General features: G+C 71.3%; 9 protein-coding genes. 4 read left to right on the top strand and 5 right to left on the bottom strand.

Features of this window, described 5'->3' with window-relative positions; translation table 11 throughout:
- Positions 1-138: 138 nt before the first annotated feature.
- Entirely contained in the window at positions 139-1,743 is a 1,605-nt protein-coding gene (locus AB0C75_RS25470; RefSeq protein WP_362894018.1) for an aminotransferase class III-fold pyridoxal phosphate-dependent enzyme, read from the bottom strand.
- 185 nt (positions 1,744-1,928) lie between these two features.
- Here AB0C75_RS25470 and AB0C75_RS25465 point away from each other — a divergent pair, with 185 nt between their 5' ends.
- Both AB0C75_RS25465 and AB0C75_RS25460 read left to right on the top strand, forming a co-directional pair.
- Entirely contained in the window at positions 1,929-2,477 is a 549-nt protein-coding gene (locus AB0C75_RS25465; protein ID WP_362894017.1) for a flavin reductase family protein, read from the top strand.
- A 134-nt stretch (positions 2,478-2,611) separates the two neighbouring features.
- Positions 2,612-3,502: an NAD(P)-binding domain-containing protein gene (locus AB0C75_RS25460; RefSeq protein ID WP_362894016.1), complete on the top strand. Its 891-nt coding sequence runs from the start codon at positions 2,612-2,614 to the stop codon at positions 3,500-3,502.
- A gap of 90 nt (positions 3,503-3,592) precedes the next feature.
- Here AB0C75_RS25460 and AB0C75_RS25455 read toward each other — a convergent pair whose 3' ends face one another.
- The gene (locus tag AB0C75_RS25455) at positions 3,593-4,768 is read right to left on the bottom strand and encodes an acyl-CoA dehydrogenase family protein (protein WP_362894015.1); all 1,176 of its coding nucleotides are present in this window, start codon (positions 4,766-4,768) and stop codon (positions 3,593-3,595) included.
- 205 nt (positions 4,769-4,973) lie between these two features.
- Here AB0C75_RS25455 and AB0C75_RS25450 point away from each other — a divergent pair, with 205 nt between their 5' ends.
- Complete coding sequence (locus AB0C75_RS25450; RefSeq protein WP_362894014.1) at positions 4,974-5,552, top strand: maleylpyruvate isomerase N-terminal domain-containing protein; 579 nt, start codon at positions 4,974-4,976, stop codon at positions 5,550-5,552.
- Positions 5,553-5,644: 92 nt separating this feature from the next.
- On the opposite strand, the gene AB0C75_RS25445 is transcribed toward AB0C75_RS25450, so the two are convergent.
- The 3 genes from AB0C75_RS25445 to AB0C75_RS25435 all read right to left on the bottom strand — a co-directional run bounded on the left by AB0C75_RS25445 (position 5,645) and on the right by AB0C75_RS25435 (position 8,013).
- Complete coding sequence (locus AB0C75_RS25445) at positions 5,645-6,073, bottom strand: nuclear transport factor 2 family protein (protein ID WP_362894013.1); 429 nt, start codon at positions 6,071-6,073, stop codon at positions 5,645-5,647.
- 90 nt (positions 6,074-6,163) lie between these two features.
- Entirely contained in the window at positions 6,164-7,606 is a 1,443-nt protein-coding gene (locus AB0C75_RS25440) for an NAD(P)/FAD-dependent oxidoreductase (RefSeq protein ID WP_362894012.1), read from the bottom strand.
- A gap of 29 nt (positions 7,607-7,635) precedes the next feature.
- Positions 7,636-8,013 carry a nuclear transport factor 2 family protein gene (locus AB0C75_RS25435; protein ID WP_362894011.1) on the bottom strand — a complete coding sequence of 126 codons (378 nt, stop codon included), beginning with the start codon at positions 8,011-8,013 and terminating at the stop codon, positions 7,636-7,638.
- A 291-nt stretch (positions 8,014-8,304) separates the two neighbouring features.
- Between AB0C75_RS25435 and AB0C75_RS25430 the strand changes: the two genes are divergently transcribed.
- Positions 8,305-12,089 (top strand): beta-ketoacyl synthase N-terminal-like domain-containing protein (locus AB0C75_RS25430; protein WP_362894010.1); only part of this gene is annotated, 3,785 nt, incomplete at its 3' end.

The following is a 12,089-nucleotide window of genomic DNA, read 5'->3' as shown; positions in this document are numbered from 1 at the left end:
TCCGGCCCCGTCGCCCCCGACCCCAGTCGGTGGATTCGCGAGCCGGTCTCTGTCTCAAAGGACGGTATCGCCGGTGTCGTTCGAACGAACGCGAATATGACGGTGGTTGAGCAGCGGGCCGGGACGCGGCAGGGTGGATCAGGGTGTTGGGGTCCCCGCCAGCCGCTCGCCGTCCCCGTCGCGCAGGAGGCGGCAGACATCCCGCAGCCCGGTCGCGAGCCGGTCGATGTGCTCGTCCGGAAGCTCGATCGACGGTTCGAACCGCAGGGTGTTGATCGCGCTGGCCGTCGGGAACGTCCGGACCCGGTGGCTCCGCAGCAGCCGGCCGGCCAGGAAGTAGCCGAAGAGACCGCTGTCGGCGAGCGCCCGCACCGAGGGCGCCGCGGACCCCGACTGGTCGTGGAACTCCATGCCGAGCAGCAGCCCCTTGCCGCGGACCTCCTTCACCTGGTCGGGGAATTCGGCGCGGACCGACTCCAGCGTCGCGCGCAGCACCTCACCGCGCTCGGTGGCCCGCCGGTACACCGCGCCGCCGTCCGCCTCCAGCAGTTCCAGCACCTTCAGGGCGATCCCGCAGGAGAAGCTGTCCTTGGCGAAGGTCGAGCTGTGCGCGATCTCGAAGTCCCGCCGGTAGCGGGCCTGGCGTACGAGCATCACGGATGTCTTGGCGATCCCGCCGCCGAGCGCCTTGGCCAGGACGTAGTAGTCGCCCCTGAGCCCCAGCTGCGAGGAGGCCAGCAGCGTTCCCGTACGGCCCATGCCGCTCTGGATCTCGTCCACGACGACCGGGCAGTCGATCTCCTCGCAGAAATCCTGGATCGCCTCGGCGAACCCGGGGTCCAGGACATGGATGCCGCCCTCACCCTGGACCGGCTCGACGAGGAAGGCGCAGAACACGGGGAACTCCCGCTCCACGACCTCGATCCGGCTTCCCGACACGACCGGTACGCGCACCACGCCCCGGTCACGCGCGTAGACCTCCTTCAGTGCCTCGGGCCGGTCGCGCGGCACGAACCGGGCCTGCGCGCCCAGGGACCGGAACGGCGCGCGGTAGGCCTCGTTGTGGGTGAGCTGCACGCTCAGGCCGAGCTTGCCGTGGAAGCCGCCCTCCAGTGCCAGGAACAGCGGCGGCCGGTCCAGCTGCGCGGCGTTGTCCCGGTCAAGGGCCTCCACCAGGGCCTCCAGGGCGTCGGTCCGGTCCGCGTCGGCCGCGATCGAGTGGCGGGCACGAATGCCGTCCGGGAGCGTGGCGGCACCCGAGACCACGGCGGCCCTGGCGGTGGCGGCGCTCTGCTCCAACTCCTCGCGGAGCGCGGCGATCCGCATGACGCGGTCCAGTTCCGCGTGTTTGACGGCCGCCTCCACGGCCTCCGCCCCGCTGTTGGCGAAGATCGCGAAGTACGGTTCGCCGGTGCGCAGTTCACGGTGCACGATCCGGTTCAGCGCGGCCGCGAGCTCATTGGCGTACGGGTGCCGCGAGAACTGCGCGTGCACCGGTGTCCTCGCGTCCAGCAGGTCCCGGGCGCGGCGCATGATGTCCGGCTGACTGTGGCCGAGCAGCACCGAGCCGTAGCCGCCGGCGAAGTCGGCGACCGATATCTCGCCACCGTCCTCGTCGCGCCGGTACAGCGTGTTGCCCTCGGCACGGATGTACTCGACGGCCAGACCCGCCATGCCCAGCACTTCACGGAGGTGCGGTTCGGCGAGTTCCGGCACGTCGGTCTCGGAATTCTTGATGTCCATGCCCATCAGATTGCGCCAACCGGGTCAGTGGCCGGTCACTGGCGGCTCTTCGCTCCCGCTCGGAGGGGCCTGGGGGCCGACCCGAGCGAAGTGCGGGAGCGGGCGATTACCGGTGGATGAGAAGGCGTCGGAAAACACGGAGGTACGTTGCCGCTACAGACCCGAAACGGATCGGAGATTACGGAATGAATTCCGCGCCCGCCGGCCTCGGCCCTGCCGCCTGTCCACCCGCACACGACGAGGTGACGCCGTCGGTACTGCGCTCCGTGGTGTCACGCTTCGCGACCGGGGTCACGGTCATCACCGTGGGCGGACCCGAGCCGCACGCGATGACGGCCAACGCCTTCAGCTCGGTCTCCCTGGAACCGCCCTCGGTGCTCTGCAGCGTGGCGCACGGCGCTGTGATGCACGGCGCCCTGACCTCCGCAGGACGGTTCGCCGTCAACATACTCGGCGACGAGCAGGAGAAACTCGCCCGGCACTTCGCCGACAAGGACCGCACGCTCGGCGCCGTCCAGTTCGAGGGGGTGGCCTGGGCCCCGGGCGCCCGTACCGGGGCCCCGCTGCTGGGAGGCTCCCTCGCCTGGCTGGAGTGCGAGCTGGCGGACGCGCACTCCTTCGGCGACCATACGGTCTTCATCGGCAGGGTCGTGGGCGCCGGCCGGTTCACCGAGGGCCGCGGACTGCTCTTCGTCGACGGCCGGTTCGGGAGGCCGGAAAGCGACGCCGTCTGAGACCGCCGGTCCTTTGTGGTCCGGCGGTGACCGGGCCATGACCGCCCGATTCCGTGACCGTGAACGGTTCGTTCTCCGGCCCTGATTTCATGAACCGGAAATATTCGCGGAGTTTCTCGGAATGGAGTCTGTCCATGGCGGACAAGGACCTTTCATCGGTGGCGGTCGTCGGGCTCGGCCTGATGGGTCAGGCGCTGGCCTCCGAATTCCTGAAAGGAAATCATCCGACCACGGTGTGGAACCGGTCGGCCGACAAGGCTGCGGACCTGGTGTCCCGGGGGGCGGTGCTCGCGAAGACCCCGGCCGACGCCGTGGCGGCCGCCGGCCTGGTCGTCGTCTGCGTGTCGGACGACGAGGCCCTGCACGCCGTGCTCGACCCGGTGGCCGACCGGCTGCAAGGGCGTGTCGTGGCCAATCTGACGTCCGGATCCTCGGACCAGGCACGGGCCAACGCGGCGTGGGCCCAGGAGCTGGGCTTCAGCTATCTGGACGGTGCGATCATGACGGTGCCTGCCCTGGTCGGCGCCCCGGACTCGGTGCTCTTCTACGCCGGGCCGCAGGAGGCCTACGACGAGCACAGTGCCGCGCTGCGGCTCCTCGGCGGCGGCACCACCCATCTCGGCGAGGACCACGCGCTGGCCTCGCTGTACGACGTGTCGTTGCTCGGCGTGATGTGGGGAACGCTCAACAGCTATCTGCAGGGTGTCGCCCTCCTGTCCACCGCGGGTGTCAAGGCGTCGGAGTTCCTGCCCTGGGCGACCAGGTGGGTCGACGTCGTGAAGGTGTTCGCCACGGACTACGCGGGCCAGATCGACTCCGGCGACGCCGAGTACCCCGCCCGGGACGCCACTATGGAGGTCCACTTCGGCGCGCTCAAGCACCTGTTGCACGAGAGCGAGGCGCAGGGCATCAACGCCGAACTGCCGCGCTTCGTGCACGGGCTGATGGAGCGGACCCTCGCCGGCGGCTTCGACCAGAACAGCTACGCCTCGATGATCGAGCTGTTCCGTACGCCGGAGAAGTAGGCGCCGGAGAAGCAGACAGCGGGCCGAGCCCGGGGTGCCGCCGCACCCCGGGCTCGCGGGTGCCGCCGCACCGGCCCCGGTCGTGGGAGATCAGAGGAAGTACGTCCCCGGCTCCAGGTCCAGCAGGACCCGGCCCTGCACCTCCAGATTGGCGCCGAGCTGGGTCAGGGCGTGCAGGGAGAAGCCCTGGATGTCGCGGTGGAAGCGCTGGAGCGCCACGTCGGTGCGGATGACCGAGCCGCCGCCGGCCGCGTACAGCAGCTCGACGGCCTCCTTGCACACCTGGCCCGCGTAGGCGGTCTGGCCGCGGATGACGGCCTTCTCCCGGTCCGTGGGCTGCTCGCCGGCGTCCGCCCGCCGCTGGAGGACCTCCTGCCAGTGCTCCGAGAGCGCCAGTGCCGACTCGATCTTGTTGGCAGCGAGGGCGACCTGCTGCTGGGTGACCGGGTGCCGGCGCTGGTCGGTCCAGTCCGTGTAGGTGATGCCGCGCCCCGGCACCCGGTCGAGGAACAGGTCGTACGCGCCCTGGGCTATGCCGATGAGGGTCGCCGACACGGTGGACAGGATGTAGCCGAGCAGGCCGTAGTTGCGGCCCGTGGCACCGGTGTTGGAGCGGTCGCCGGTGGCGCTGACCATCGCCTCCTCGAGCGGCACCGTGCGGTGCGCCGGCACGAACAGGTCCGTGGCCCGCACGGTGCAGCTGCCGGTTCCCGCGCCCGAGGAGACGTGCCAGTCGTCGTCCACGGTGAGTTCGGCGGTCGGCACCAGCGCGACCAGCTCCTGGTGCGAGCCGTCGGGCAGCGCCACCTCGGCGGTCAGCAGGTCCCAGTCGGAGCCCCGGACACCGGAGTTGAAGCGCCAGGTGCCGTCCAGACGGTAGCCGCCGTCCACCGCCCTGAGGGTGCCGGTCGGGGCGAAGACGATCGACACCCGGGTCGAGCCGCCCGCGAAGACCTCCTCCTGGGCCAGGTCGGGGTAGAGGCTGACGCACCAGGCGCTGGTCAGCCACACCATGGTGAGCCAGCCGGTGGACGGGCAACCGCGGGCGACCTCGGAGACGACCCTCGCCTGCTGGGCGACGTCCAGGTCGAGCCCCCCGAACCGCGCGGGGACCGCCCCACGGAACACCCCGGCCTTCTCCAGGAGCTGGATGTTCTCCTCGACGATCCAGCGGCGCTGTTCGCTCTCCTGTCCGTTGCGGCGCAGGACAGGCACGGTGGCGCGTACCCCGTCGATAACGGAGGCGAGTTCTTCTTCGGTGGTCATCATTCTTCTCCTCGTCGCACGGGATCGGAGCTCTGCTGTTTCACGTTATGGGATGTGCTTCCCTCGCCGGGAAATCCCCGGCCTCTCCCGGGTAATCGCGTGGCGGCGCGGAATGACCCGGTGATTACCACCTGATGACCAGGAGGTGGGTGAGAGGTTCGCGGAGGGCCGGAAAAGATGGTTGTGGGCTGGCAGGATGAGTGAAATGAAAAATGGATGGGACGAACTTGTTTCGGCCGCCGCGCAGGACGGCGCGGCCCTTCTGGAGAAATGCACGGGTGACTGGTCCCGGCCCGCGGGCGACCTGTCGTGGAGCAGCCTGGAGACGGTCGACCACCTGTCCCAGGCAGTCGTCGGTTACGCCGCCCTGCTGGTGGCCCGGCCCACCGACCGGTACGTGGCGCTGCGGCTCACGATGGACCCCTCCGCACCCGCGGACCAGATCGCCGAGAGCGTCCGCGTCGGCGGCACCCTGCTCGCCCAGACCCTGCGCGTGACGGACGCCGACGCCCGCGCCTTCCACCCCTGGGGCATGGGGGACGGCTCCGCGTTCGCCGCGGCCGCCGTGCTCGAACTGCTCGTCCACAGCCGCGACATCGCCCATGGCTTCGGCATCGCGGCGAGCCTCGACGACGACCTGTGCACACCGGTCGTCGAGCGGATCTTCCCCGGTGCGCCGGCCGGCCACCGCCCCTCGCACACGCTGCTGTGGTGCGCCGGCCGCACGGAGCTGCCGGGCCTTCCGCGCCGGACGGACTGGCGCTGGTACGGCGACGTCCGCTGACCGAGCGCCCCGCGGCACGGCGACGACGGCCCGGTACGGCGATGCCCCCTGACGGTCCAGGGGGCATCGCCGTACCGTCGGGAGGCAGCGGGCTACTCGGCCGCCACCAGCCCGGTGGAGGCCACCGGGCGGTCGATCGCCATCAGCCAGCGGCCGTCGTCACCGCGCCGCAGGACATCGGTGCAGATGCCCTCCAGATGCACGGGCTCCCCGTCCTTGCCGGTGGTGTCGATGCTGTACTCGACGCCGATCAGGGCGACGTCCCCGGCGACGTAGGCGTGCGTGACCTCCGCCTTGAGCGAGGGCCTGGCAGCCAGGAACTCCTTGAAGAACGCCAGCCGGGCCGCGCCGGTGAGCGGCTCACCGGAGAAGTTGGAGACGGAGTTCTCTCGGTACAGGCTGTTGAATATCGCCCCGTCGCCGGTGTTGAACGCCTGGAGGAAGATCTCGTTCTGGGTGTCGGTGTCGCCGGTGAGATCCGGGTTCTCGGGGTCGAAGTCCGTGCTGAAGTCGTAGGCCATGGTGGTCCGGACCGCCTCTCTGTGAAGGTGACTGGAACGGGAAGGGACGTGCGGTGGTTCAGGACCGGAGGTGTCGGCGGGCCGCTTCCGCTACTCCAGGCCGAGCGTCTGCCGGGCCGCGCGCAGCCCGGACTCGACCGCGCCGTCGAGGAAGCCCGACCATCCGTTGGCCAGGTCACCGCTCGCGAACGCGACCCGGCCGCTGGGCGCGAGCGCGTCCGGGTAGAGCGAGGTGAGCTGCCGGGGCTTGCGGAAGGCCCAGCCCCCGCGTGCGTAGGGGTCCTTGCCCCAGTCGTGCGCGCGCACCTCGATGACATCGAGTTCGGCGCCCAACCGGCGGACCGCGTCGGTGACCTGGGCACGGTCGGTGGGATCCAGGTCCGGATCGGTGCTGAAGGCCGCGTACACGAGGCCTTGGGGGGTTTCCTTGAAGGGCATCAGCATCGGGATCGGTGCGTCGCCCTCGGCGCCCTGGCCGTAGAACCGGCCCTCACCTGACCGGGCATGGATGTAGAGCTTGCTCGCTGTGGGCACCGCGATGCCCTGGCTCGCGGCCGTGGTGTGCGCCGCGGGCAGGGCCGGGGAGAACGTGATCGTGGGCCAGAGGCCGACCGGCACGGCCACGATCGCCTTGGCAGCGCTGAAGCTCTCACCCGAGCTCAGGGTCACGTGCACCTGTGATCCGGTGTCCGTGACCGAGACGACAGGGGAGCTGAGCCGGAGCTCCGGCTCGGCCTCGGCCAGCATCGCCGTGAGCAGCCCGGAGGTGCCGGGCGCCATCCGCCAGCGCTGGGTGTTGTTCCACCCCTCGTTGTTCCAGCCGGCGAGCGACCACCAGTGCGCCAGCATGGTGAACGCGCCCGAGGAGCTGGAGCCGCCCGAGTAGACCGACGTCTGCCCGTTGACCAGCAGCTCCTCCTCGGCCGTCAGGCCGAGCCCGTCCAGCCGGTCGCGCAGCGAGAGCCGGTCGAGACTCTGTAGCAGGTCCTCCCGGTACAGCGGCTCGAAGGGACGCTCGAAGTAGTCGCGCGACCCGTCGAACAGCTTGTCCAGTACGGCGCCGATCCGGCCGAAGGCGTCGTCCGGGGTGAACTCCCGCGGACCGTCCGGAGTCGGCAGGAGCACCCGGTCGACCGGGTCCTCCTCCTCGAGCCCGATGCCGTACCGCTCGAGTTCGGCGCCGATGTGCGGCTGGGTGGCCTCCACCCAGGTGCCGCCCAGCTCCACCTGGTGACCCGCGAAGCTGTCGGCGTAGGTGCGCCCGCCGATCCGGTCGCGGGCCTCCAGGACAAGCACCCGCCCGCCCTGGGCTCCCAGTTCGCGGGCCGCTGTGATCCCCGCGTATCCGGCCCCGATCACGATCGTGTCGTACGTGGCCTCCTGGCCGGTGCGGGCGGCGTCGGCGTGGGCCGGGGCCGCCGCGAGCGCGGGCGCGGTGACCAGCGCGGCAGCTCCCACGGCCTTGAGTACGGCGCGGCGTGAGGGGCGCCGCGGCGCCGTCCCGGGGGCGGTGGTCTCGTGTATGTGTCTCATGTCTTCCATGGGGTGATCGAGGAACGGGGTTACGGCTGCTGCCCGTACGGGTCGTCGACCGCGTACCTCCAGACGCCGTCCGTACCCAGGCGCAGGACGTCGACGCCGATGCCCGTCAGCCGCTCCGGCAGTCCCGCCTCGTCGACGGTCTCGATGACCCAGTCGACGATCAGCAGGGCGGTGTCATCGGAGACGAAGGCGTCCCGGGTGTTCGTGCTGATCTTCGGGTTGCGGGCCAGGAACTCCCGCTGGGCGTCCCGCCGCGCCTGTCCGGTCAGCGGCACCCCGGGCTCCCAGACGGCCACGGCGTCATCCGTGTAGAAGGCGTCCATGGCTTCGAAGTCGCCGGCGTTGAACGCCTCGACATATTGCGCGTTGTGCCTTTTCAGGTTCTCCAGCTGAGACATGGGAAGAGTCGACCTGCCTTTTCGGTAGTCGGCGTTCCGGGCCTTGTGCGATCGGCATCCGGGATATCCGGTACGAAACTAAGCGGTGGTGTTCTTCAGGTCATCCATCGGACGGTAATCCGCCGGTCATGCGGGATTCCATGGGGCCCGGGGGTGAACGGAATTACCCATTCGAGGCCGATTGCTGAAGATCGCGAGAGAAGCCCCTGCCTACGATCGCATCGGGTTACGGACCTGAATCGGGACCTTCGTACGTGTTGACAATTCAGCCCGGAAAGGCAGTCGAGCGCGATGACGAATCAGCACCGGATCGATTTTCCTGCGACGCGTGGAGGCGAAGCGGAGGCGATCGCGGTCGTCGGGCTGTCCTGCCGTCTGCCCGGGGCCGACGGACCCGAGAGGTTCTGGGAGCTGCTGCGCACCGGTGCGAGCGCCGTCCGGGACGTCCCCGAGGACCGCTGGCGGTCCGCGACCGGCGAGCCGGCCCCCGATGACACCGTTCCCGGCACGCGGCGCGGCGGTTTCCTCGACCGCGTCGACACCTTCGACGCCGCCTTCTTCGGCATCGCCCCCCGCGAGGCGGTCGCCATGGACCCGCAGCAGCGTCTCGTCATGGAACTCGCCTGGGAGGCACTCGAACACGCGGGCATCGTGCCCGCGACGCTGCGCGGCAGCCGCACGGCGGTCTTCGTCGGCACCCTGCGCGACGACTACGCCGCCCTCCTCTACCAGCACGGGGCCCGAGCGGTCACACAGCACACCATGGCCGGCGTCAACCGCGGCGTCATCGCCAACCGGGTCTCCTACCACCTCGGCCTGCACGGCCCCAGCCTCACCGTGGACTCGGCGCAGTCGTCCTCACTCGTCGCCGTCCATCTCGCCTGCGAGTCGCTGCGCGCCGGGGAGTCCGACGCTGCGCTCGTCGCGGGCGTCAACCTCAACATCCTCGCCGAGAGCGCGGTGACCGAGGAACGGTTCGGCGGCCTGTCCCCGGACGGCACCGCCTACACGTTCGACGCCAGGGCCAACGGCTTCGTCCGGGGCGAGGGCGGCGCGGCCGTCGTGCTCAAGCCGCTGTCCCGTGCGCTCGACGACGGCGACGAGGTACTCGCCGTCATCCGCGGCAGCGCGGTCAACAACGACGGCGCCACGTCCGGCCTGACCGTCCCCGGCCAGGTCGCCCAGGAGCGGGTGCTGCGCGAGGCGTACGGGAGTGCCGGCGTCGACCCGGCCCAGGTGCAGTACGTCGAACTCCACGGCACGGGGACCCCGGTCGGCGACCCGATCGAGGCCGCGGCCCTCGGCGCGGTGCTCGGCGCGGGACGGGCCGGAGGGGAGCCGCTGCGGGTCGGTTCGGTGAAGACCAACGTCGGCCATCTGGAAGGCGCGGCGGGCATCACCGGCCTGGTCAAGGCCGTGCTCGCCGTCAGCCGTCGCCGTCTGGTGCCGAGCCTCAACTTCGAGACACCAGGCCCTGACCTCCCGCTCGCAGAACTCGGACTCGACGTACAGCGCGAGGCGACGGACTGGCCGCATCCGGACCGGCCGCTCATCGCGGGCGTGTCCTCGTTCGGCATGGGCGGAACCAACGCCCATGTGGTGCTGGAGGAGGGACCGGCCAGGCCCGCCCCCGCCGCCGTGCCGGACGCCGGTGGTGCGGAGCGCCCGACGGCGGACGGCTCCGAGGCGGGTCCGCTGCCCTGGGTGGTGTCCGCCCGCGACGAGAAGGCCCTGCGCGACCAGGCGGCCCGCCTGCGTGACGCCCTCGGCGCCGACCCTGCGCCCGACCCGGCCGACGTGGGCCGGTCGCTCGCCGCGACCCGTACCGTCTTCTCCCACCGCGCCGTCGTCGTCGCCGACGACCGCGACGGCATGACGGCCGGCCTCGACGCGCTGGCCGAGGGCAGCACCCGCGCGCATGTCGTCACCGGAACCGCCCGCCCCGGACGGACGGCCCTGCTGTTCACCGGACAGGGCGCCCAGCGTCTCGGTATGGGCCGCGAACTGCGCGCCGCCTTCCCCGCGTTCGGTGAAGCACTCGACGCGGTGTACGCCGCCGTCGACCCGCTCATCGACCGGCCGCTCGCCGAGGTGATCGACACGGGTGAGGGCCTGGACGACACCGGGTACACCCAGCCCGCCCTGTTCGCCGTCGAGGTCGCCCTGCACCGGCTGGTGGAGTCGTGGGGCGTGCGCGCCGACCTGGTCGCAGGCCACTCCATCGGCGAGATCTCCGCCGCACATGTCGCGGGTGTGCTCTCGCTGCCCGACGCGGCCCGCCTGGTCACCGCGCGCGGCCGGCTGATGCGGGCACTGCCCGCGGGCGGCGCCATGGTCGCCGTACAGGCCACCGAGGACGAGGTGCTGCCGCTGATCGGGGACGGGGCGCCCGTCGCCGTCGCGGCCGTCAACGGGCCCCGGTCGGTGGTGCTGTCCGGCGCCGATGACGAGGTCACCCGGATCGCGGACCGCCTCGCCGCCGACGGCCGCCGGACCCGCCGACTGACCGTCTCGCACGCCTTCCACTCCCCGCTGATGGCGCCGATGCTGGAGGACTTCCGCCGCGTCGTCGGGGAACTGACCTTCCACGAGCCCCGGATCCCCGCCGTGTCCACCGTGACCGGCGCACTCGTCACGGCCGGCCGATGGACGTCCCCCGACTACTGGGTCGACCAGGTGCGCCGCCCGGTCAGATTCCTGGACGCCGTACGCACCCTGGAGGCCGAGGGCGCCACCACGCTGCTGGAGCTGGGCCCCGACACCGTCTGCGCGACCATGGCCGCCGACTGCGTGCATGACACCGACACCACGGCGCCGCTCGCCGTCCTGCGCTCGGGGCGCCCCGAGCCGCGGGCGCTGCTCGCCGCACTCGCCGCCGCGTTCGTCCGTGGCACGGACGTCGACTGGGCAGCCGTTCACGCACAGGCCGGCGGGCGTCGCGTGACGCTGCCCACCTACCCCTTCCAGCGGGAGCGCTACTGGATCGAGGGCACGGCCCGCGCGGCAGCGCTCGTCGAGTCCGTGGCCGAGTCCGTACCCGATGCGGCGCCGCGCCCCGCGCTACGAAGGGCCGCGCCCGGCGCCGACACCACCGCCGTGGTCCTCGAACGGGTCGCGGCCGTCCTCGAATACCCCGAAGGCCGCAGGGTCGACACACACAGCACGTTCAAGGACCTGGGCTTCGACTCCCTGATGTCGGTCGAGCTGCGCGACGCGCTGTCCGCCGCAACCGGCCTGAAGCTCTCCGGCGGTCTGCTGTTCGACCACCCGAGCCCGGCCTCGCTGACCGAGCACCTGAACACCCTGCTGGGCGGCGCCGAAGCGGAGGAAGACGGCGGGGTGTCCGACGTCGGGTCGGACGAGCCGATCGCGATCGTGGGCATGGCCTGCCGTTATCCGGGCGGGGTCTCCTCGCCCGAGGACCTGTGGCGTCTGGTGGAGGAGGGCACGGACGCCGTCTCCGGCTTCCCCGACGGCCGAGGCTGGGACCCTGCCCTCTACGACCCCGACGCCTCCGCCAGCGGCCACAGTGCCGTCCGCGAGGGTGGGTTCCTGCACGACGCGGCCCTCTTCGACAACGAGTTCTTCGGCATCTCGCCGCGTGAGGCGCTGGCCATGGACCCGCAGCAGCGCCTGCTGCTTGAGACCGCCTGGGAGGCCGTCGAGCGGGCCGGACTCGACGCGGGGTCCCTCAAGGGCACGCGTACCGGCGTGTTCGTCGGGGCCACCGCGCTGGAGTACGGGCCGCGCATGCACGAGGCGCCCGACACCGTCGAGGGCCATGTGCTGACCGGCACCACACCGAGCGTGCTGTCAGGCCGCATCGCCTACCAACTGGGCCTGATCGGCCCGGCCGTCACGGTGGACACGGCCTGCTCCTCCTCCCTGGTCGCCCTGGACCTGGCGGTCCGCTCGCTGCGCTCCGGTGAGACGACGCTCGCCCTGGCGGGCGGCGCGACGGTGATGTCCTCACCCGGCATGTTCGTGGAGTTCTCGCGGCAGCGGGGGTTGGCGCCGGATGGCCGGTCGAAGTCGTTCGCTGCGGGTGCGGACGGTACGGGTTGGTCGGAGGGTGT

The organism is Streptomyces sp. NPDC048565 (genome assembly GCF_040650935.1).
Classification (GTDB): domain Bacteria; phylum Actinomycetota; class Actinomycetes; order Streptomycetales; family Streptomycetaceae; genus Streptomyces.
The sequence above is the reverse complement of the archived record's forward strand: the minus strand, read 5'-3'. Positions and strand labels throughout refer to the sequence as shown.